The organism is Fundicoccus culcitae, from assembly GCF_024661895.1.
Classification (GTDB): Bacteria; Bacillota; Bacilli; order Lactobacillales; family Aerococcaceae; genus Fundicoccus_A; species Fundicoccus_A culcitae.
The window spans coordinates 584,598-607,678 of record NZ_CP102453.1 but is presented as its reverse complement, the minus strand read 5'-3'; the positions used below and the strand labels follow the sequence as shown (position 1 = coordinate 607,678).

Here is a 23,081-nt window from a genome sequence, read left to right as displayed (position 1 = left end):
GTGCTACTTTAATGAGACAACAATGGCGACTTATTTTAACGATTGTCCTAATGATTATTATTGTTATTTTCGCTTTACAAAACACGGGTTCAGTCGAGATCGATTTCTTTATTGGTGCAATTCAAGCTCCCATGGTTATAGTTATCTTAGTAAGTGTTCTAATTGGTGTGATTGTTGGCTTAATAGGCTCAGTCTCAACTATTAAAAATAATCATAAATCAAATAAAGACTTACAAAAAGAAATCAAACAACTAAAGGATGTCCATAATAGTGAATTGATTGAAAAAGATCGACAATTATCTAGTTTAAGAACGAAAATACGTGAGTTAGAGCAAAGTAAAAAGAATATTGTTATGTATACCGAACCAATTATGGAAATTGCCGAAGATACACAAGAGCGTGCAACAATAGACGAATTACCAACAGATGATCCATATGTTGAAGTTGAAGAGACAGATAGTGAAGCTTTTACTGACCCAGGCGATGAAGAAGCTGAAGATTATGCAAACGTATAACGCTTACTTAGTAATAAACAAGTATTGGAGTTTTGAGTTTAAATGAATTTATCAAAATTTGATTGGCAAATGGCTGATGAATCTCCGGCATCACGACAACAAATCGTAGCTTTACAAGAAGCGGGACTAAATTATACTCCCGCTTTTTTGCGTTTATGTATACAACGAGGTTTAACTAGCCCAGAAGCAATCAGAAGAGCAACCGATCAAGCACCACAAACATTTCATGACCCGTTTTTACTTTATCAAATGGATAAAGTGGTTGAACGCTTAGAACAAGCGATAGGGGAGCAAGAATTAATTACGATTTATGGCGATTATGATGCTGACGGTATTACGAGCACCTTAATTCTGTATGAAGCACTCGAGTCGATAGGGGCAAACGTTAATTATTATTTACCTAATCGATTAATCGATGGCTATGGACCGAATATCGAACGCTACAAGCAATTGATTGAAGAGGGGACTCAACTGATACTGACGTGTGATAACGGTATAGCTGGCCACCAGGCAATCGATTTTGCTATGCAGGCGGGTGTCGATGTGATTGTAACGGATCATCATCAAATGCAAGAAAGTTTACCGAATGCCTATGCGATTATTCATCCTCAGCACCCTCTCGGGGATTATCCCTTTAAGGACTTAAGTGGTGCGGGCGTTGCCCTTAAAGTGGTTGCAGCTTTAACCGATGAAGTCCCTGCCGAAGCCTTAGAATTAGCGGCTATCGGGACAGTTGCTGATTTAGTCTCATTAACGGATGAAAATCGGACGATTGTGATAAATGGCCTTAACCGCCTTCGTGTCACGCAACGTGAAGGTCTAAGACAATTATTTAAGGAACAATCCATGGCTTTAAGCGAGATTCAAGTAGATGAAATAGGCTTTATCATAGCGCCTAGACTGAATGCGGTTGGTCGACTAGGAGACCCAACCCCTGGCTTAGAATTACTGAGAACCTTTGATCCCGATGAAGCAAGGCAATATGTTAATTTAATTAATGAAAAAAATGATGAACGAAAACAGATTGTGAATGCCATTGTTAATGAGGTCGAACAACGCATAGCTAACTATGATGAAATACCTGCCGTCATTATCGAATACGACGAAAAATGGCCTGCAGGTGTCCTAGGGATCGTCGCTAGCCGCTTAGTGGAACAATATCAACGACCAGCCATCATTTTTCAATATATTTCTGAACAAAATGTTTACCGCGGTAGTGGCCGCAGTATTGAGTCCATTAATCTATTTGAAGCCTTAACGCAAGTATCCCAACATATAAAATATTTTGGTGGGCATAGTCAAGCGGCCGGTTTAACCATTGATGCAAACACATGGACCGTATTTAAAACGGCTTTGATGGCCTTAGATGTATTTAAAAGTGACCTCAAAGAGCAGGCGCCTGCTTTAAAGATTAGTTTAGCGTTGACTATCGATGAGATTAGTAATCAATTGATTGAAGAAATTGATTTGCTTGGACCGTTCGGTACAGATAATCCAAAACCGATTTTTGTGATAAAAGAGGCGTCCATTGATCAATTACGATGGATTGGAACCCAGCAACAACATTTAAAGTTATTATTATCACAAAAAAATAAAGACGGTATTCTAAGTACCTTGAATGTGATTGGCTTTAACTGTAAAACGGACTATCAGCATTTGCAACAGACAGATTTAATTTCAATTGTCGGTGACTTGACAATTAATGAATGGCAGCAAAACAAAACCCCTCAATTAAAAATAAAAGATATTGGTTTTGAAGGCAGCCATTGGGTAGATAAAAGAGGCAGCCAAATACCTGACGATTTTTTTAGCTATGAAAATACCGTTTATTTGTTCGAACATACCAGTATTTATCAAAGCTACCAAAAGCGAATAAGCAAGTCGTCCGTCGCCTTGTTATACAAAGACGTGGAATTGATTACCTTACAACAACTTAATGTTCAACAAACCCTATCCAATGTCGCCATTGTCGAACCCCCGTCAACCTTTAAACCTTTAAAAAACATAATAAATATCGCTAATTGGCAAACTGTTTATGTTGGTTCTTATATTCAAGAATCGAAATATCTCTTAGGGGTTCCTTCGCGTGAGGAAACAACCCGCGTTTACCGTTGGATTCAACAATATCAACCGCTAGATATGAAAAATCAAATGGGACGCCTAAGTCAACAAACGCAATTACCTAAAACAAAAATTAAGTTAATTCTTAAGCTGTTTTTTCAAGCTAAGTTTGTTACAATACAAGATGGTCATTTATTTTTAGAAGTAAATACTAAACAAAAAGTGGATTTACAAAAACTACCTGCTATGGATGAATTTCGCGAATCGATGCAAGTAGAAGCTTGTTTGAATTATCAATCAATTAATCAAGTCAAAAACACATTAGAAAAGGAAGAATCTGAATGAATTTAAAAGATTATATTGCCCGTGTCGATAATTATCCTGAAGAAGGGATTGTTTTTAGAGATATTACCCCTTTAATGGCTAATGGAGAAGCTTTTGCAGAAGCAACCAATCAAATCGTTGATTATGCAAAAGAATTAGAAGTGGATGTTGTTGTAGGACCAGAGGCGCGTGGTTTCATTGTTGGATGTCCTGTAGCCTATGAACTAAATATCGGCTTTATTCCGGTGCGTAAAAAAGGGAAGCTTCCTCGCGAAGTCATCGAAATTGACTACTCGTTAGAATATGGGACAAACACGTTAACGATTCATGCGGATTCAATTAAACCGGGTCAAAGAGTTTTGATTATTGATGATTTATTAGCCACAGGCGGTACGGTTAAAGCATCGATTGACTTAGTCGAAAAATTAGGTGGTATCGTTGTAGGCTGTGCTTTCTTGATTGAATTGACAGACTTGAATGGCCGTGAAAAAATCAAAGGTTACAATATTAAAGCCTTGATGGATTATTAATAGACTAAAAAGTCGAATGAGCCATCTTGGTATTCTCATTCGACTTACGATTATATTTTTACATTAAAATTTGCGGTATAAACTAACAACACGTCCTAGGATGGTCACTGACGGAAGAATAATATCTTCCATATGATCATTTTCGGGTCTTAAAATATAATAATTATCGCGTTTATAGAATGTTTTACAGGTTACTTCATCAGTATCGGTCATAGCGATTACGATTTCGCCATTATTAGCTGAGGATTGCCTTCTTACCGTGATGTAATCACCATCCATAATACCGATATTAATCATACTTTCCCCAGCGATTTCAAGCATAAATAATTCACTGGCATCATAAGGAATATCTTGAGGTGCTGGATAGTAATCAGTGGCTTCTTCAACGGCTAAAATAGGGGACCCAGCAGCAACACGACCCAACAGTGGTACTTGATTAGATTCAAGGCCCAGTGCGTCTATAGCTAACGGTGTTAATTCAATTGTCCGTGTCTTACTCGCGTCCCGTTGAATATAGCCAGCTTTTTCCAAGCGGGAAAGATGGCCATGTACAGTGGATGTTGAAGATAAACCTATTGCACTGCCAATTTCTCTAACGGTTGGGGGATAACCATTTGATTCAATTGCTTCAGCAATTGCTTTAAGAATGTTCATTTGTTTTGTTGATAAGGTATTCATTTGAATCAACTCTTTCACTTAGGTTAGTTTTATTGTATCAAACCTTTTTTGAAAACACAAACAAATGTTCGCTAAACTTAACTTTTATATGATATTTGAAAATAAATATGCCAGCAGATTAATTTTTAGAAATGAGGTGGCTGTTATGATTGATCAAAAGCTTATTGCACGTATTAATGCGTTAGCAAAAAAGAAAAAAACATTGGGTTTAACAATTGAAGAAGAAGTAGAGCAAAAAGCATTAAGAGAAAAATACTTAAGCTCATTTCGTTCAGGCTTAAAAAACCATGTTGAAGGTATTAAAATCATTGATCGTGAAGGTAATGATTTGACGTCAGATAAAGTAAAACATATTCAAAAAGCGAAAAAACTGCATAATCGACATTTAGAAGATTAGTTCTTTCACAGTTGACTAGTCAAAACCGTATTTTTTTAGTAGAATAACAATACATATTGGATGAAAGCGAGGGATAGATATGCCAGTTTGGGGATGGCTATTAATAGTAGTAGCAGCTTTAGTTATTGGTTTTGTAGCCGGCTTCTACATTGCAAGACGTTATATGATGGACTATTTTAAAGAAAACCCACCGATTGATGAGCGAATGATAACACAAATGATGACGCAAATGGGTCAAAAACCTTCTAAAAAGAAAGTTCAACAAATAATGAACTCTATGAAACAGAGTAAATAGACTGTTTGGAGACTATCTAGCTTTTTAGCTTAGGTAGTCTTTTTTTATTCAATCAGACCTTAAGTTTGATTAAAAAATTACTAAGAAAAATATAATCAAACATTTGGTTTATAGGATTAAAAAGTGGTAGACTATAGATTAGAGTTTTTAGGAAAGGGTGCAAGGATGGAAATTTTTAAACGTTTAAGCTGGTTCTTTAAGCAAGAAAGAAAAGCTTATATTTTTGGTTCAACATTGTTACTTCTCGTGAGTATCCTATCGGCGATTGTTCCAATGATTGTAGGTAACATCATTGATGATTTAACTGCTAATACCTTAACCGTTCAGCAATTATTATTTTGGGTTTTTGTAATATTGGCTATTGCGCTTGCTCAATATGTTATGCGGTACTTTTGGCGTACAGCCATTTTTGGTACATCGGCTAAATTAGAAAAAATATTAAGACGTCGTTTATTTGTCCATTTTACAAAAATGGATGCGGTCTTTTTCCAAGAACATCGTACAGGTGATTTAATGGCGCATGCGACCAACGATTTAACGGCAATTCGGATGGTCGCAGGTGGGGGGATCTTAACCTTAGTTGATTCACTTTCACAAGGTATTATTACATTAATAATAATGTTTGTTGTGATTGACTGGCGCTTGAGTTTGGTATCAATTCTGCCATTACCTTTATTGGTTGTCCTCGTTCGTTTTAATGGTTCACGAATACACCATCATTTCAGACGTGCTCAAGAAGCTTTTTCTTCGATGAATGATAAAGTTCAAGAGAGTATTGGTGGCATGAAAGTTATTAAAACCTTTGGCGAAGAAGAAAGAGATATTGATGATTTTAAAAAGATGACAGCTAATGTTGTTGATAAAAATCAAGCGGTTCACTTTTATGATGCTATTTTCCGCCCGGCTATTCAAATGATTATGGGACTTTCGACGGTGATTGGTATATTTTATGGCGGTCTTTTAGTTGTTCAAGGTGAAATTACCTTAGGGCTTTTAATTGCCTTTCTTAATTATATTGGTAGTATGTCATGGCCAATGGTTGCGATTGGACGTTTGTTCAATATTTTGGAGCGTGGTTCAGCTTCTTATAACCGTGTAGAAGAGCTCCTACGCTATAAAAGTAATATTGTTGAAGATCCAGATGGAATTAACGAAGCTATTGATGGCGATATTGAATTTAATGTTGAAGAATTTAAATATCCAAATAGTAACCAAGTTGTTTTGAGCAATGTTCACTTTACGATAAAACAAGGTGAAACCTTAGGTATTGTTGGTAAAACAGGTTCTGGGAAATCAACCATTTTTAAATTATTAACGCGTGACTATGATTGGTATACAGGTAATATTGAGTTCAACCACCATAATATTAAAGACTATACACTCAATGCTTTACTAACCAATATTGGTTATGTTCCGCAGGATAACTTCTTATTTTCAACGACTGTTAGAGAAAATATTCGTTTTGGCCTTCCAGAAGCTTCGCAAGAAGAAGTAGAAGCGATTGCGAAAGTAACGAGCGTTCATGAGGATATTATCGGATTTCCTAATGGATATGATACTTTAGTGGGTGAACGTGGGGTAGCCTTATCAGGTGGTCAGAAACAACGGATATCAATGGCCAGGGCAATGATAATTGATCCTTCGTTACTAATATTGGATGATTCATTATCTGCTGTCGATGCGAAAACTGAGGAAGCTATTTTAGGTTCAATTAAGGAAACACGCAGTAATAAAACAACGATTATTGCCGCCCATAGAATTTCAAGTGTGATGCATGCTGATAATATTATTGTGCTCGAAGATGGTAAGATTGTCGAACAAGGTAATCATCAAAGCTTAATTGATAATGATGGTTGGTACAAACAAATGTATGAAAAACAACAATTAGCTTTAGAAATTGGTGAGGAGGGGTTTGAACATGTCACAATCTAATGATGCGCAACAATCCGTTTGGGCAAGAAAAATGCCGATTCGTGAACAAATTGAAGTGACTAAAAGAATGTTTGCCTATGCTATGCCTTTTAAATGGCGCTTCTTAATTGCCATAGTCTTTAATATTGGAATGACAGCTATCGGTGTGTTAATGCCACGGGTTGTTCAATCTTATATTGATGTCTATCTAGCTCCTCAAACAGCGACGGTTAGAAGCTCTTTAATTTTTGCTGGGGTTTATCTGTCACTTATCTTGATTCAAGGGATTTGTTATTTCTTTTCAACGTATCTTTTTGGGATGGCTTCTGAAAAAACGGTTGAACTAATTCGAAATACCGTATTTACAAAATTAAACTCCTTAGGAATGCGTTATTTTGATCAAACCCCTTCCGGTTCAATTGTTTCGCGGGTAACCAATGACACGGAAACACTGAAAGATTTTTGGAATGTCTTTTATGCACTCTTTGAAGGCATTATTACATTAATTTCTGTATTTATTGGGATGTATACCTTAAATAGTCAAATGGCTCTTATCTTTCTATTATTTGTCCCAATCATGGCGCTATTAATTTGGTTTTATCAATCCTATAGTTCTAGAATTTATCGTTCCATGCGTGAAAGTCTTAGTCGACTAAATACTCGCTTGAATGAATCAATTCTAGGGATGTCCATCATTCAAAATTTTCGGCAAGAAGAGCGATTGATCAAGGAATTTGATGATGAAAACGAAGAACAATACCGTGGACGTCTTGCTATGGTAAAAATGAATGCTTTACTATTAATGCCTGTCATTAATTTGTTAGAAGGCATTTCACTAGCCTTAGTGCTTTGGGTTTTAGGTAATCAGTTTTTTGACGGATTCTTAGAAATTGGGATAATTTATGCTTTTACACAATATAGTACTAGCTTTTTTAGACCAATGGGTATGATGATGGATAGTTTGAGTTTGTTACAAGACGGTGTTGTTTCTAGCTCACGTATCCTGCGTATCATGGACCATCAGGAAAGTGTGCCTGAACAAACGGTTAACCCTCAAGCTGCGATTACAGATGCAAAAGTCGAATTTAAAAATGTCTCTTTCTCTTATGACAATGAAAATTATGTGTTGAATGATATTAGCTTTACCGTTAATCCAGGTGAAACGGTCGCTTTAGTAGGCCATACCGGGAGTGGTAAAAGCTCAATCATCAATGTGCTGATGCGCTTTTATGAGTTCCAAAAAGGTGAAATTTTGTTTGATGGTTATAGCATTCGCGAATTTTCATATGAATCTTTGCGGAGTGAAATAGGCTTAGTTTTACAAGACTCCTTCCTATTTCATGGTGATGTTGCGCGAAATATTCGTTTGTTAGATACGTCGATTTCTGATGCCACCGTGCGGAATGCGGCTCGTTTTGTCCATGCAGATACATTTATTGAAGCTGATCCTGAAAACTATCATAAAAAGGTTATTGAACGGGGCGCTAGTTATTCAACGGGACAAAAACAATTGATTTCATTTGCTCGTACGATGGCTAGAAATCCTAAACTATTAATCTTGGATGAGGCAACAGCTAATATCGATACGGAAACAGAAGAATATATTCAAAGTGGACTGAATCGTATGCGTGAAAACCGCTCAACCATTGCAATTGCTCACCGCTTAAGTACCATCAAAGATGCTAACTTAATTATCGTATTAGATAAAGGTAGGATTTTAGAACAAGGTACCCATGATGAGTTAATAGAAAAACAAGGGACCTATTATCAAATGTATCGTTTGCAAACAATGGAATAATCACAAAAATACCTTTCAACTTAAGTTGCAGTTGAAAGGTATTTATGATTAAATAGCAAATGTAATTAACTTATTTTTCCGTTTTAGTCGGAACTTGATAAACATAAGTCGGATCCAATTGCTTATCCAATTCGTCAAAGCGTTGACCTATTAGAGCATCAATTTCCGCTAATTCTTCTTTAGTATATTTCTTGCTGGGATCATATTCAATTGGACTACCAATAGCGATTTTAGCCTTTTTACGACTTATAAATTGCCAGAAACCAATGGGTGGCTGAATGGCAATCGGTATGATATTTTTTTTACTTAAACGTTGAATAAAAGCTGTCCCGCTTTTAATTTCGGTACTATAGCGTGACCCTGTGGCGAAGATGCCTAAATGACGATTGTGTTCATTTAATTCATCGGCTGCATGACGAATAGTTTTTGTTGAGGGTTTTTCTCGATTAATGGGAAAAACATTTGCTTTTGTCAGTAAATAGTTTAATAATTTATTTTGGAAAAGTGATTGTTTAGCCATAAAACTTACTTCATGAGGTGCAGCAACAAACGCTACGAAAAACGGATCTGTCATCGAGCGGTGTGTTGAAGTGAGGATAGAAGCATCGATATTTTCAAGATGTTCTTTTCCTTCAACATGTGGTTTCCCATTAAAGATAATAAAAAGTACATAAAAAACTTTAACCATAAAAGTATAAAAAGACATGAACTTGCTTCCTTTCCTACTACAATATGCTTAATTGTACCAAGTAATGGTTTTATTTGCTAGTCATAATTGTCAAGTAGGGATTTTGTTATGGTTGAAAAAGGAGATATTTATTGAAAGTAAAAAGGTTTGGTCTTAAACATAATGTGTTTTTGATGGTGTTGTTTTTAAGTTTTTCGGTGCCTGTGTCGGCTAGTAATGAGCGGGGGAAGGTCACGGTCGTCGATACATTTCCTAGTGATAATCAGGCCTTTACACAAGGGTTTGAATTGTCACCGAGCAATGATTTGGTCATAGCCACGGGTTTGTATGGGGAATCTTATATTGGCGAATTGGATTTGCAGACCGGTCATGTTGAGGTTTACGATGTATTAGATGAGGCATTGTTCGGAGAAGGCATTACCTTCACACCTGATTATTTATGGCAAGTGACATGGGAAAATGAGCAAGCATTGAAACGTGACATTAAAACCTATGAAGTTGTTGACGTTGTGGATTATGATGGGATGGGTTGGGGCTTAGCTTATGATGAGCAAGCAGATGTTATTTGGATGTCAAATGGGTCCAATCAATTATTAAAAAGAAATAGTTCAACGTTTGAGTTATTAGGCTCTGTGGATATTTATTTTGAGGGTGAGCCGTTGGATCAGTTGAATGAATTGGAATTTGCTAATGGTTGGATTTATGCCAATGTTTGGTTTCAAGATACGATTTATCAAATAGATCCCACTACCGGGCAAGTTGTCTCACATTATGAATTTGGTCCAATTATTGATGCTTTAGATTTAACCGATGAACAAATTGAATCGATGAATGTTTTAAATGGCATTGCACATATTGAGGGGGATAATTTTTATATTACAGGGAAAAATTATCCATTTGTGTTAGAAGTTACATTAGAAAGTCAATGGCTAGTTGAGTAGGAAAGGAATTTAAAGATGACACAAGCAGCTGTACATTATGAATTAATTAAGGAAGAAAAACATACTGGTGCACGTTTAGGTAAGCTACATACACCACATGGGACCTTTGATACCCCCATCTATATGCCGGTAGGAACATTGGCGACGGTAAAGGGTTTATCGCCTGAAGAGTTAAAAGATATGGGAGCTGAAATTGTTTTAAGCAATACCTATCATTTATGGTTACGTCCTGGCGAGGATATTGTTGAGGAAGCGGGTGGCTTGCATAAATTTATGAATTGGGATCGGGGTATTTTGACCGATTCAGGTGGTTTTCAGGTTTTTTCACTCAGTGATCGACGTCGAATCGAAGAAGAGGGCGTGCATTTTAGAAATCATATCAGTGGTGAGCCCTTATTTTTATCACCAGAAAAGGCGATTGATATTGAAAATAAATTAGGCGCTGATATTATTATGAGTTTTGATGAATGTCCTGATTTTCATCATACGTATGATTATGTTAAACAGTCCGTTGAAAGGACCGCTCGTTGGGCGGAAAGAGGGTTAAAAGCTCATAAAAAACCTGATACACAAGCCTTATTTGGGATTATGCAAGGGGCAGGTTATAAGGATTTACGTATTTGGCATGCGCGTGAAATGGCTCAAATGGACTTTCCTGGTTACTCCATTGGTGGTTTATCGGTTGGGGAAACAAAAGAGGAAATGAATCAAGTGTTGGATTATTTAACTCCAGAAATGCCTAAATATAAACCCCGCTATTTGATGGGTGTTGGTTCACCCGATGCATTAATTGATGGGGCAATACGCGGAGTCGATATGTTTGATTGTGTGCTTGCGACACGCATCGCACGCAATGGAACATGTATGACTACGAATGGGCGTTTGGTGGTTAAAAATGCTAAATATGCACGAGATTTTACACCCATCGACTCGCATTGTGATTGCTATACGTGTAAGAACTATACGCGTGCTTATGTCCGTCATTTATTTAAAGCGGATGAACTATTTGGGATGCGTTTAGCATCTATTCATAATGTTCATTTCTTATTAAAATTAATGAAAGACATTCGTGAAAATATCATGAATGATTCCTTGTTAGAATTTAGAGAAGATTTCTTTGAACGTTATGGCTATAATAAGGCAAATGCACCACAGTTTTAATATATTTACTAAAATTAATAGCTAAACCCTTTTAACTTTGGTAGAATAGGAACAGATAATTTTGGAAAGTAGGAGAAATAATGGATGTAATCTTAGTAAATTTATTACCTTTTGTACTTATTATGGGAGCGATGTACTTCTTAATGATTCGCCCTCAGAAAAAACAACAAGAGAAAAAACAATCCATGTTGGATGCCATGCAACCAGGTAATCATGTTGTAACGATTGGTGGTTTACATGGTGTTGTTGACGAAGTGAATAAAGCTCAACGCACAGTTGTATTGGATTGTGAGGGCGTTTATTTAACCTTTGAAATTTCAGCAATTTCTACTGTTAAAGAGGGCGTTGCAACCGCAACACCAGTTGAAACTGAAACGGAAGCTGAAGCGATTGAAGATGAATACGAAGAATATGATGACTATGATGAAGCCAATGAGGTTGAAGGGGAATATACTGAAGAAGATTTTGATGATGAGAAAGAATACGCTCATCACAATTCGTAATTAACCGAATGATTTTATAAATTGGAACGTACCATTATAGTGGAAATCGACTATAGTGGTACGTTTCTTTTTTGTATATAAATGAGGGGGTGGTGTGCTTTATATTTGGTGGGGAGTGAATGAGAATGAACGTGGGCGGAAAATGTATTACCGTAAAATAGCTTATATTAAGGCTAATCGGTCATGAAATCAGGTATTTGGTGACTGGTTAGCTTTATTCGACTGCCTTGCACTCCCTGCTTATAACGAGCGGTTGTTGATTGCGATATAGCAACGCGATCAACGGCAGATTTTCTTCGATGAATCATCACACTTGGCTATTTTTGTTGGTATCTCTAGTTTAAAATGATTTATCTGGTCACTGCTAAAAGAGCAGTGACCCGCAAAGTGCTTATCAGGCCATTGCTAAGAGAGCAGTGACCCGCAAAAGTATTTACCTAATAATTATTGTGAATTTCCTCCATTTCAATGGTGGTCTATCATAAACTGAAGGTATCTCATTTCCCACTTACCGGATGGCAAACCCCAACCGCCAGAGAGCGACGTGAGAGGCGGATGGCAGGTCCCAACCGCCAGAGAGTGACATGAGAGGCGGATGGCAAGCCCCAACCGCCAGAGAGCGACGTGAGAGGCGGATAGCAAGCCTCAACGTAAGTAGGAAGTGAAGAACGTCATTTCTCACTTACGTGAGCGCACACATATTCGGGCATTTGTTGTGAGCGTGAACTTAAGCGGAAATGTGTGACCATAAATAAACTACAAATTAGGCTATTCGGTCATGAAATTAAGTATTTGGTGACTGAATAAAGCTAATCGGTCATGAAACGATTGAATTCGTGACTGAATAAAGCTAATCGGTCATCTGCTCGAGTAGTAAAAGACAGAATAGCCTTAATCTGTCATCTGCTCGAGTAGCAAAAGACAGATTAATTTGATTCTGTCCAAAATCCAATAAAAAAGTAAATGGCAAATGAGAAAACGTTATTGTCACTCAGACATTTCCATGTGATCATAACTTAGATGAGCATTGAAAGTCGGTTTATTACTTCCCGTTTACCTGAGAGGCGGATAGCAAGCAATCTTAAGCTGGCGGTTACCGAGCGCGCGACTACTTCAGCTAAACTTGTCTGGCGGTCCCCCAACTACTATTGAACGCATATATACATCAGCTTCGCTTTAATTATATCTACTTGAGTATGCGAACAAATGTTTGTATAATGTTTATAAGGGAGGAATTGGGATGCAATATGGAATTTTACAGTTTGATGATCCACAACCGGATACATCGCGAAAAATATTACACGTTGATATGGACGCTTTCTATGCAAGTGTTGAGATAAGAGATCAGCCTCATTTAAAAGATAAACCTGTAGTCATTGCAAAACATCCTAATCTGACTAATGGGCGGGGGATTGTAACGACATGTAATTATATCGCTCGACAATATGGAATTCATTCAGCCATGTCATCCATGGAAGCATACAAACGCTGTCCACATGCGGTATTTATTTCGGGAAATATGAAACATTATCAAGAAGTGTCTAATCAAATACGAGCTATTTTTTATCAATATACAGATTTAGTAGAACCACTTTCTTTAGATGAGGCATATTTAGATGTAACAATAAATAAAAAAGGAATAAAAAGTGCCACCATTATTGCCCAGCAAATTCAACAACAAATTTTGCAGGAATTAAATTTAACTTGTTCCATTGGAATTTCATATAATAAATTCATTGCTAAAATAGCTTCGGATTACCATAAACCTTTCGGCTTAACCTTAGTCACGCCTGAGGAAGCCTTAATGTTTTTAGAAAGACTGCCCATCGAGAAATTTTATGGTGTGGGTAGGAAATCTGTGCCCTATTTTCATGATAAAGGGATTAAAACAGGTAAAGACTTAGCCAATAAATCACTTGAAGAATTAGAACGTGATTTTGGAAAAATGGGTCATTCGCTATTTTTCAAAGTTAGAGGCATTCATAATTCACCAGTTAGACCTACTAACGAGCGGAAATCAATAGGAAAAGAAACCACTTTTAGTCAATTTTTGGAGTTTGAACCACAAGTTTTAGAGATTTTTGATCAACTTACAACTAAGGTGATTGACAAAATGCAATCTAAAGGCTTGAAAGCCCACACGATAACCATTAAAATAAGATATGAAAACTTTGAGACAATCAATCGTCAAATGCAAATGAAAATTGCATTTGATGATAGGGTGTTAGCTTATGAAATGGTTCAAAACCTTTGGGCTATTCATGGTCACTTAGATTATCGGATACGTTTATTAGGCGTTTCCGTCTCTAATTTTGATAATCCAGACTATGAACTTATTCGTTTAAATTTAGAAAGTTGAAAGGGTGGTGTGTTAATGATTGATTGGTTTCTAAATGCGGGACCTATCACGCAAGCGTTTTTGGCAGGGGTATTTACTTGGTTGTGTACGGTAGCAGGCTCTGCTGTGGTGTTTTTAGTCAAAGAAATTGATGCGAAATTTCTTGCGGCTATGCAAGGTTCGGCGGCAGGTGTTATGACGGCTGCAACGTTTTGGTCTTTATTATCACCGGCTATTAGTTATGCAGAGAGTAGCGATAGTTCGCTTCCGGCTTGGTTTCCAGCAGCGGTTGGCTTTTTAGCTGGGGGTGCATTCTTGCGTTTACTTGACGTTGTCGTACCACATATCCATTTGGCAGAAGACCATGGTGATACAGATGTTAAAAAAACAAAGCTTTCAAGAACGACGATGTTATGGTTAGCTGTAACGATTCATAATTTCCCAGAAGGGATGGCGGTCGGTGTTGCTTTTGCCGCTGCAAATCTTGGAGTAGAAGGTGCCTCTATAACCTCAGCTATTGCTTTAGCCATCGGGATTGGTTTACAAAATATCCCTGAAGGATCCGCTTTATCTTTACCTTTACATGCTGAAGGTAGGTCCAAATCAAGAGCATTTAATCTAGGTCAGTCATCAGCTTTAATTGAAATTGTGGGAGCTGTTCTTGGTGCAGCCGCGGTTATTGTCGTTCGTCCTATTTTACCATATGCTTTAGCTTTTGCTGCGGGTGCGATGATATTCGTTGTAGTAGAAGAATTAATTCCTGAATCACAATCAGGTGATAATACTGACGTTGCTACGATGGGATTCATGGTTGGGTTTGTTATCATGATGATTCTAGATGTGGCTTTAGGTTAAGCAATTATTTTTAAGATCCAACTATTTAATGAATGTGAACGATTGAGTTTTTTCGGCTCTTGATTTTTTAGTGTTGGTAAGTTTGTAGGCCAGCGTGATGCAGTCACGCCTGGCTGTTTTTTTAAGTCACAATTTTTTTAAGCGATTCTTTTGTTATTACTTATTTCATCTTTAAACAATAATGGCCGTATTTCTTTATCTTTTTTAATGAGATTTTGTGTGATTAATATGCGATATCTTAAGTTTGAAAAGTTACGATAACCATAACCACTCCGCTTGATATTTTTTATCTTATTGTTCGTTCCTTCGATGATACCATTCGATAACGTATAAGTTAAACTGTTTTTAATCGCTGGTAAATAATAAATGAAGGTTTGGATGGTTGTTCTGACCTTACGAGGTAATTGATACTTTCGTGTTTCATATAAATCACGTTCAAACGCCTTATAATTGTGTTGTGCTATATCTGACTTGAGGTCGTTTACTAAATGATAAACTTGTTCAAATCGTTTATCAAGATTGAGTAAATAGTTTACCATACTTTTTTCAGTCACTAACCCGTCATATAACCGATGGGTTTGATAGGTTGTGAATTCTAAATCATCTCGATTCTTCAGAATGAGTTTCCATTGTTGTTTAAGTTTCCGATAGTCTCTTGGTCGACGGTTTCTAATATCATTCATCAGCCGTATGCGTTCTTGATTCAGTGTGCGATTCAGTAATTGAACTAAGTGGAAACGATCGATAATCATCTTCGCATTTGGGAAAATCTGCTGTAAGAAGTGATAATATGGCCCATACATGTCCATAGTGACTGTTTTGACTTGTTGTCGACTTTCATATGTGAAACGCATAAAGTAATCACGTAAGGCGTTTTGCGTTCGATCAGGTAGAATATCGACTAAGGTATGGTTGTGGGTGTCCATTAAGATGCAGCTCATGGACTGAGTGACACTATTCACTGATTTGAATTCATCAATCCCTAGATGTTCCGGTAGATAGCGTTTTTGGGCAGCTAATGAACTCCCAACGCGTTTTAGTTGAGTCGCTACCGTATGTCGTGAAACAAATAGATGTTGAGCGATTAATTTCATCGATTGTACTTGGGTCAATTCCATGACGATTGTGCGCTTAATATCATTTGAAATAAAGCAGCCTTTATTAACTAAAGAGGTCGTCACGGTAGAGGTTGTTGAGCAATGTTGACAACGATAGCGCTGTTTCTTTAGTTTAAGGAGAATCGGTTGAAAATTAATATGAGTTAAAGTAATGGTTGAGGTATCAAAACCATATTTAATCATATCCTTTGTGGATCGGTTGATAATGCCACAATTTAAACACGCTTTTAATGGATAGGATAATCGACCTTCAAGTACTTTACAATGGACATTGCGTTTCATTTCGTGCGTAATTGTATCAGAAAATTCAATTCTTTCGTCTGTAATATTAAGTAATTTTGCGATATAATGAGCATTAGCCAAGTGAATTCTCCTATCTATGATTTTGAGTCGTGACTTAATTATATAGGAATTCACTGGCTTTTTCATATGTTTACATAAAAAGAGGTGTCAGTGAGATTTCTCTCACCAACACCAAAAATTCTTGAGCCGTTTTTTCACGCACATTAAATAGTTGGATTTTTTTTCTGCATCTACCTTCAATGGCATACTTATCTTCTCAAAACAATCTATTATTTAGCAATTAGTATAATTTTCTCAGCCTACATAAGGTTTATCTGTTTCAAATCTGTTATAATATATAGTGTAAAACAACTAACTGTCATTATAACTGTGTTATAGTGAAGCAAAAAATGGGTCGTTAAATGATTCACAGTTTGTGTTCAATGATATTTATTAAAAATACTTTTGATTTGAGGGGTGTTTTAATTGACAAAAAACGAGCAAATTATTCAGTATATTGAATCGTTACCGGTTGGAGAGAAAATTTCGGTTCGTGGTATCGCTAAACAGCTTCATATGAGTGAAGGCACGGCTTATCGTGCGATTAAAGACGCTGAGTCTTTGGGGATTGTCTCCACCATCGAGCGGGTTGGTACGATTAGGATTGAGAAGAAAACAAAATATTTACCAGAAATGTTAACCTACGAAGAAATTGTCCGTATTATTGATGGAGAAGTGTTAGGCGGACATAGCGGGCTCAAAAAACATTTAAATAAATTTATTATTGGTGCTATGACGGAAGATGTGATGGTGCGTTACTTCACGCCTAATTCCTTAATACTGGTAGGGAATCGTAGTGGTGTTCAACAATTAGCTTTGGAGAATGATTTGGCTGTCTTAGTGACGGGTGGCTTTGACGTTGATGATCATATAATCGAGTTGGCAAATGCAAAAGAACTTCCCTTAATGGTTTCATCTTATGATACTTTTACAGTCGCTATGATGATTAACCGTTCGATGAACGATCAAATGATTAAAAAAGATATTTTAACGATTAAAGATGTCTATACGCCTATCGAACAAACCGAATTTTTAACGCCAACCGATACGGTCAATACGTTCCATCAAATTTCAGATAAAACGGGCTTATCGCGGTTTCCAGTAACCTATAACAATCGATTAATTGGTGTTGTAACAGCCAAGGATTTAATCGGTAAAAGTGAAAATACCACCATAGAACGTGTTATGACCAAAAACACGGTTACCGTTCAACTTCACGTTAGTATAGCCAATGTGTCACATCGCATGATTTGGGAAGATATTGAAATGATTCCGGTGGTTGCTGATAATTTACAGCTGTTAGGGGTGGTATCCCGCCAAGATGTGATGAAAGCCATGCAAACTGTACAGCAACAACCACAAACCATTCATACCTTTGAGGATGAAATGGCCTTAGCGATTGAAGAATATCCTGAGCATCTTGAGAATACCTATGATTATCGTGTGTATATACAACCGCAAATGATTAATAACTATGGGACCATTTCGTATGGCGTTTTATGTGAATTGGTGACTCTGGCTGCCAAAACCAAAATGTTAAGCGAGTCAAATACGAATGGAATCATTGAAAAGATTCAACTAGATTATTTTTCCTTGATTCAAATAGGCAATGAAGTGAATTTTAGAGTTGATATATTCCATCAGACAAGACGCTCATCGTTAGTTCAAGTAGATGTTTTTCATGAAAATAGTATGGTGGCAAAAGCCATTATATCGACACAAATTATTGATAGAAATTAAGAAAGAGGACTAAATAAAATGGATTATATAGCGAGTGAATTGGTTGAAGAGTTATACAAATTAGTGGATTCTAGCGATAAAATCATTATCCATCGACATGTAAGACCCGATCCTGATGCCATCGGCTCCCAGCTAGGACTGAAAAAGCTGATTCAAAATAAATATCCTCAAAAAACGGTTTTAGCTGCTGGTTCAACGACTAAAGGCTTAGCTTGGTTAGGTGAGATGGATAAAGTATCTGAAGACGATTATCAAGATGCCTTAGTTATCATTGTTGATACAGCGAATCAACCCCGGATAGACGGTAAACATTATAACAAGGGGAAAAGCTTAGTTAAAATCGATCATCACCCTGACGTTGATGATTTTGGTGATTTGCAACTGATTTACCCACAAGCCAGTTCAGTGAGTGAAATCATTACACTCATTTCTGTCTATTTAAGTGACCGTTTACCGATGACGAATGCAGCCGCTAGATTGTTATATGCTGGTATTGTGGCTGATACAGGTCGCTTTAAATACGATGCAACATCCTTATACACATTTAGAGCTGCCAGCTTCCTAAAGGAGTTTGAATTTGACGCATTTGAAATTAATGACCGCTTTGAATTAATGACACTCGATCAAGCTAAATTCCATGCTTATGTGTATCAACATTTAACCATAACCGACGACCAAGTCGCTTACTTAATCATTACACGGGAGAATTTAAGTGAGTTTAACATCAGTGAGGAACAAACAGACAGTGTAATCAATTTAGCCTCGACACTTGAAGGTGTTTTAAGTTGGGTGACTTTTGTTGAAGGGGATGGAGCTAATACCCGTTACCGCGGTCGTTTACGTTCAAAAGGTCCCGCTATTAATGAGATAGCCAGTCGCCATGATGGCGGTGGACATCCTAAAGCGAGTGGGGCGAATGCATATAGTGAAGCTGAATTAGTGGAAATAATAGCTGAAATGGGCGAAGCTAATAGGGTTTATTTACAAGAAAAACAAGAAGAACAGGCTTAATAACAGCCTTTCTTCTTGTCATAAATAATGTATTAGTCACTCAACCAATGATGTCCATCTTTTTTAAGTAAATCATCGGCTTCCTTAGGTCCTTGAGAGTAAGACACATAATTTGGGAAAGTCGGTGGTTGGATATTTTCAGCTACTTCAAAAATATGATCGATAAAGTTCCATGAGGCTTCAACTTCATCGTAATGAGCAAAATTTTCACGTTTACCTAAAATACATTCGAAAATTAAGCGTTCATAGTCTCCGGGTAATTTTCTTTCTTCCTCTTCATTGAGATAGTATGAGAGGGGAACAGACTCCAAGTGGCTAGCATATGCTTTGTTTTTATGATTAATATATAATTGATAGCCTTGACGAGGGGCAATTTCGATGAGTAAATGATTCATCCAATCACACGTATCATCTTTAAATGTCACATAAATATTGGTCGCTTTGTTTGCCATTCGTTTACCTGAGCGAATATAAATAGGGACACCTTGCCACTGTTCTAAGTCTATGGTTAATTTGGCGGCAAAATAGGTTGGTGTCATTGAATCTTCAGCAATTCCCTTTTCATCACGGTAAGCCGTTACGGTTTGATTATCATCCGAACCATATTGACCAAAAACCGTATTGTCTTTTAGCTCTTGGCCATCTTGATACTGATGTATATGGGATAACAAATCAATTTTGTTTTGATGAATTTCCTTTGAATTGAAGTTCTCTGGCTTGTTCATCGTTAAGAGGGATACAAGTTGCAGCATATGATTTTGAATCATATCTCTTAAAACACCACTGGTATCATAATATTCTGCCCGATCTTCAACCCCGACTTCTTCATTTAAGGTGATTTGGATTTGTTCAATGTGTTGATTATTCCAAATGTTGGCAAACACAGGATTATTAAACCGTAAGGCTTGAATATTTTGAACGATATATTTACCTAAATAATGATCAATTCGGTAAATTTGATCTTCCTCAAAGGATTCCTCCAATTGATCTTGGAGTTCTCTGGCTGAAGCTTGATCATGCCCAAAAGGTTTTTCAATAATTAAACGGTTAAACCCATTGGTGGTTAACACATTTTGATCTTTTAAATTACCTGTAATAATTGGAAACAGACGCGGTGCTAATGAGATATAGTAAATCCGATTGCCTTCAATCGTATATTTTTGATCTAATTCATCCGCTAAATGTTTTAGTTTCGAGTAATCATTTTTTTTATTCACATCATGAATCAAATAATAAAAGTGAGATACAAATTCTTCTGCATGTTCTTTTTCATCAATTTCATTCTCAATGCTATCTAGAACCACAGCTCTTAATTTTTCATCGTTCCATTGGCTGCGTCCCGTACCCACTAAAGCAAAATGTTTTGAAATATGCCCATATTTGTATAAGCGGTATATGGCAGGATATAATTTACGCGAGGCTAGATCACCTGTCGAACCAAATAAAGTTATTAATAATCGATTATTTTCCATGAAATCCCCCCAATAAATTAACCTAATTATACTTTAAACTAACGTTTAACACAATGAATTGAAAAAAATCTATGAATTCAGAGATATTTAGTATATTATAAGCTAGCAGCAAAGACCTATAAAACCTCAAATAAATATCCCTATCGAAAAAGGAGTAAGTATGACGACTATCCAACAATTAGCTGTAGATACCTATATTATCAAAGCCCTTGAAGCTTTGAATTTTACCGAACTAACTCCCGTACAAGAAAGAGTTATCCCAAAAGTCTTAGATGGAAAAAGCTTAATTGTACAATCACAAACAGGTTCGGGGAAATCACATAGTTTTATCGTCCCTATTATGCAAAAGATTAATCCTAAACGTAACGAAGTTCAAGCGGTTATCACTGCGCCTAGTCGTGAATTAGCTACACAATTATACCAGGTTGCGGTGCAAATTAATCAATTTGCGCCATCGCCCATTCAAATTGTCAATTATATTGGTGGTACGGACAAAGCTCGCCAAATTGAAAAGTTGCACCATCAACAGCCCCAATTGGTGATTGGAACCCCTGGCCGTATTTTTGATTTGATGAAAGAAAATGCTTTATGGGTTCAAACAGCCAATATGATGGTTATTGATGAAGCTGATATGACCTTAGATTTAGGCTTTTTGACAATTGTCGATGAGATTGCTTCACGACTCAGTAAAGATTTACAATTGATGGCTTTTTCAGCCACGATTCCGCAACAGTTGACTGTTTTTCTTAAAAAATATATGGATCAACCTGAAACGATTATTGTAGAAACGAAAGAAATAATTGCAGATACCATTACCAATTATTTAATTCAAACCCGAAGTCGTGATCGCAAAGAAATTATTTATCAATTATTAACTATTGGGCATCCCTATTTAGCTTTAATATTTGGTAATACCACGGAATATGTGGATGAGTTAAGTTTGTATTTGAAGGAAAAGGGCTTAAAGGTTGCCACAATCCATGGGAATATTCCTCCCCGCGAACGAAAAAAAGTTATGAAGCAAATTCGGGATTTAGAGTTCCAATATGTTGTCGCTTCTGATTTGGCTGCGCGAGGAATTGATATTCCAGGTGTATCGATGGTTATTAATAGTGAAGTACCAAAAGAACTTGAGTTTTTCGTGCACCGAGTAGGTAGAACGGGCCGCAATCAATTAGAAGGAACCGCTTATACCTTAGTCACTCCAGATGATGATGAGGCAATTGCTCAGTTAGAAAATAAAGGCATCGAATTTCAAACGGTTGATATAGTTAACAATGAAATAGTTGAAGTAACCGGTAGACAACAAAGGAAAAGACGGAAAGAAGTCACTAAAGAAGTGGATCCAACCGTCCAAGGAATGATTAGCCGTAGCAAAAAACAAAAAGTCAAACCTGGCTATAAGAAAAAGTTAAAATATCAAATTTCGGACCATAAACGTTTAGAAGCCAAACGGACTAACCGTTTGGAACAAAGGGCTCAAAGACGTAAAAAACGAGACCAACATCACCCTAAATAAAAAAACATCCATCTCTGAAGTAGTTAAATCAGAGATGGATGTTTTCTATTTTTTACGTATATTAAATTTTTCCATGAGACTCCGGATAAAACGTGAATGATCTTTAAGAGCCATATAATAGATGAATAAGGTAATTATTTGAAGTAAATAAGTACTATATTGGATGGTAGGGAATAAACTGTTAATAATTTGAATCAATATCAAAGGGACAAAAGAGATGATAACCGTTAGTTTCAACCGCGTTCGGTACTTTAATGGTTGCGTTAAGCGCATATTAAATATCCCAGCTAATAAGGCGATGACAAACATCTGAATCCAATAAAAGATAGTGGCACTAACGAAATAACTGATAAAAACAGCGCTAAGTATTGAAAATTGTTGATTATTAACGGAACTCATTAAACTCGTTAGACGATCATTTGACAATAAGGGATTGGAATAGTCCAATATATTATGAACGCCTCCAATCATAGCGACCGCCTGGTTTTTAAACAAAAACAAGTTTAAAGGGGTATCATCAGAAATAGCAGCAGCCTTTTCGTTTGGAATGGGAATATTCATCTGAATCCCACGGTTTTCAATCGTATCATCGATAACTAATTGAAAAAAATCAGATTGGTAATAGAGTGGTTTTTCGGCTTCATTAAGCGTTAAAGTAGCCTCTTCAATCGTATATTCTGGCACATATTGCGTAGCCATTGAAATATCTGAGAAAAACCCCTCTAAAATGGTATCCGTCAAGACTAATAAATTCATGGTAATAACGAGGGTTGCAATCAGGGGTAATATCAGAATTGTCCGCCATTTCATATTAATTGTTTCGATATAATGACGTGGATTTCTTAAGGCTTGGAATAATAATTTAAATAATTGTCTCAAGAGAG

Annotated in this window: 20 protein-coding genes; 15 read left to right on the top strand and 5 right to left on the bottom strand. The window is 36.7% G+C overall.

Going from position 1 to position 23,081, the window contains the following annotated elements; translation table 11 throughout:
- Positions 1 to 11 precede the first annotated feature (11 nt).
- The 3 genes from NRE15_RS02830 to NRE15_RS02820 are packed head-to-tail and all read left to right on the top strand — an operon-like array spanning position 12 to position 3,430.
- The gene (locus NRE15_RS02830) at positions 12 to 515 is read left to right on the top strand and encodes a LapA family protein (RefSeq protein WP_313794105.1); all 504 of its coding nucleotides are present in this window, start codon (positions 12 to 14) and stop codon (positions 513 to 515) included.
- A gap of 42 nt (positions 516 to 557) precedes the next feature.
- Entirely contained in the window at positions 558 to 2,921 is a 2,364-nt protein-coding gene (gene recJ / locus NRE15_RS02825; RefSeq protein WP_313794104.1) for a single-stranded-DNA-specific exonuclease RecJ, read from the top strand.
- On the top strand, positions 2,918 to 3,430 hold the full coding sequence (locus tag NRE15_RS02820; RefSeq protein ID WP_313794103.1) for an adenine phosphoribosyltransferase: 513 nt from the start codon (positions 2,918 to 2,920) through the stop codon (positions 3,428 to 3,430). The genes recJ and NRE15_RS02820 overlap by 4 nt, the downstream gene beginning before the upstream one ends.
- Before the next feature lie 63 nt (positions 3,431 to 3,493).
- On the opposite strand, the gene lexA is transcribed toward NRE15_RS02820, so the two are convergent.
- The gene (gene lexA, locus NRE15_RS02815; RefSeq protein ID WP_313794102.1) at positions 3,494 to 4,108 is read right to left on the bottom strand and encodes a transcriptional repressor LexA; all 615 of its coding nucleotides are present in this window, start codon (positions 4,106 to 4,108) and stop codon (positions 3,494 to 3,496) included.
- Positions 4,109 to 4,256: 148 nt separating this feature from the next.
- Here lexA and NRE15_RS02810 point away from each other — a divergent pair, with 148 nt between their 5' ends.
- The 4 genes from NRE15_RS02810 to NRE15_RS02795 all read left to right on the top strand — a co-directional run bounded on the left by NRE15_RS02810 (position 4,257) and on the right by NRE15_RS02795 (position 8,509).
- Positions 4,257 to 4,505, top strand: a complete 249-nt coding sequence (locus tag NRE15_RS02810; RefSeq protein ID WP_313794933.1) for a DUF896 domain-containing protein — start codon at positions 4,257 to 4,259, stop codon at positions 4,503 to 4,505.
- Between the two features lie 79 nt (positions 4,506 to 4,584).
- Positions 4,585 to 4,800: a YneF family protein gene (locus NRE15_RS02805; RefSeq protein ID WP_313794101.1), complete on the top strand. Its 216-nt coding sequence runs from the start codon at positions 4,585 to 4,587 to the stop codon at positions 4,798 to 4,800.
- A 165-nt stretch (positions 4,801 to 4,965) separates the two neighbouring features.
- Positions 4,966 to 6,732 carry an ABC transporter ATP-binding protein gene (locus NRE15_RS02800; RefSeq protein WP_313794100.1) on the top strand — a complete coding sequence of 589 codons (1,767 nt, stop codon included), beginning with the start codon at positions 4,966 to 4,968 and terminating at the stop codon, positions 6,730 to 6,732.
- The gene (locus NRE15_RS02795) at positions 6,719 to 8,509 is read left to right on the top strand and encodes an ABC transporter ATP-binding protein (RefSeq protein WP_313794099.1); all 1,791 of its coding nucleotides are present in this window, start codon (positions 6,719 to 6,721) and stop codon (positions 8,507 to 8,509) included. The genes NRE15_RS02800 and NRE15_RS02795 overlap by 14 nt, the downstream gene beginning before the upstream one ends.
- 70 nt (positions 8,510 to 8,579) lie before the next feature.
- Here the strand turns inward: NRE15_RS02795 and NRE15_RS02790 are convergent, their stop codons facing one another.
- Positions 8,580 to 9,215, bottom strand: a complete 636-nt coding sequence (locus tag NRE15_RS02790; protein ID WP_313794098.1) for a lysophospholipid acyltransferase family protein — start codon at positions 9,213 to 9,215, stop codon at positions 8,580 to 8,582.
- Positions 9,216 to 9,328: 113 nt separating this feature from the next.
- Here NRE15_RS02790 and NRE15_RS02785 point away from each other — a divergent pair, with 113 nt between their 5' ends.
- The 5 genes from NRE15_RS02785 (at position 9,329) to NRE15_RS02765 (ending at position 14,995) form a co-directional block, all read left to right on the top strand.
- Positions 9,329 to 10,138, top strand: a complete 810-nt coding sequence (locus NRE15_RS02785) for a glutaminyl-peptide cyclotransferase (protein ID WP_313794097.1) — start codon at positions 9,329 to 9,331, stop codon at positions 10,136 to 10,138.
- Positions 10,139 to 10,153: 15 nt separating this feature from the next.
- Positions 10,154 to 11,299 (top strand): tRNA guanosine(34) transglycosylase Tgt, encoded by a 1,146-nt coding sequence (gene tgt, locus NRE15_RS02780; RefSeq protein WP_313794096.1) that lies wholly within the window; start codon positions 10,154 to 10,156, stop codon positions 11,297 to 11,299.
- Positions 11,300 to 11,379: 80 nt separating this feature from the next.
- Entirely contained in the window at positions 11,380 to 11,802 is a 423-nt protein-coding gene (gene yajC / locus NRE15_RS02775) for a preprotein translocase subunit YajC (RefSeq protein ID WP_313794095.1), read from the top strand.
- A gap of 1,240 nt (positions 11,803 to 13,042) precedes the next feature.
- Complete coding sequence (gene dinB, locus NRE15_RS02770) at positions 13,043 to 14,161, top strand: DNA polymerase IV (RefSeq protein WP_313794094.1); 1,119 nt, start codon at positions 13,043 to 13,045, stop codon at positions 14,159 to 14,161.
- 15 nt (positions 14,162 to 14,176) lie between these two features.
- Positions 14,177 to 14,995 carry a ZIP family metal transporter gene (locus tag NRE15_RS02765; RefSeq protein WP_313794093.1) on the top strand — a complete coding sequence of 273 codons (819 nt, stop codon included), beginning with the start codon at positions 14,177 to 14,179 and terminating at the stop codon, positions 14,993 to 14,995.
- Between the two features lie 137 nt (positions 14,996 to 15,132).
- Here the strand turns inward: NRE15_RS02765 and NRE15_RS02760 are convergent, their stop codons facing one another.
- Positions 15,133 to 16,476, bottom strand: a complete 1,344-nt coding sequence (locus tag NRE15_RS02760) for an ISL3 family transposase (RefSeq protein ID WP_313793061.1) — start codon at positions 16,474 to 16,476, stop codon at positions 15,133 to 15,135.
- A gap of 405 nt (positions 16,477 to 16,881) precedes the next feature.
- On the opposite strand from NRE15_RS02760, the gene NRE15_RS02755 reads away from it, so the two are divergent.
- Positions 16,882 to 18,195 carry a DRTGG domain-containing protein gene (locus NRE15_RS02755; protein ID WP_313794092.1) on the top strand — a complete coding sequence of 438 codons (1,314 nt, stop codon included), beginning with the start codon at positions 16,882 to 16,884 and terminating at the stop codon, positions 18,193 to 18,195.
- Between the two features lie 18 nt (positions 18,196 to 18,213).
- Positions 18,214 to 19,206: a DHH family phosphoesterase gene (locus tag NRE15_RS02750; protein ID WP_313794091.1), complete on the top strand. Its 993-nt coding sequence runs from the start codon at positions 18,214 to 18,216 to the stop codon at positions 19,204 to 19,206.
- Positions 19,207 to 19,238: 32 nt separating this feature from the next.
- Here the strand turns inward: NRE15_RS02750 and zwf are convergent, their stop codons facing one another.
- The gene (zwf, locus tag NRE15_RS02745) at positions 19,239 to 20,678 is read right to left on the bottom strand and encodes a glucose-6-phosphate dehydrogenase (protein ID WP_313794090.1); all 1,440 of its coding nucleotides are present in this window, start codon (positions 20,676 to 20,678) and stop codon (positions 19,239 to 19,241) included.
- Positions 20,679 to 20,838: 160 nt separating this feature from the next.
- Here zwf and NRE15_RS02740 point away from each other — a divergent pair, with 160 nt between their 5' ends.
- Positions 20,839 to 22,197 carry a DEAD/DEAH box helicase gene (locus NRE15_RS02740; protein WP_313794089.1) on the top strand — a complete coding sequence of 453 codons (1,359 nt, stop codon included), beginning with the start codon at positions 20,839 to 20,841 and terminating at the stop codon, positions 22,195 to 22,197.
- Between the two features lie 45 nt (positions 22,198 to 22,242).
- On the opposite strand, the gene NRE15_RS02735 is transcribed toward NRE15_RS02740, so the two are convergent.
- Positions 22,243 to 23,076, bottom strand: a complete 834-nt coding sequence (locus NRE15_RS02735) for a DUF1189 family protein (RefSeq protein ID WP_313794088.1) — start codon at positions 23,074 to 23,076, stop codon at positions 22,243 to 22,245.
- Positions 23,077 to 23,081: the final 5 nt, after the last annotated feature.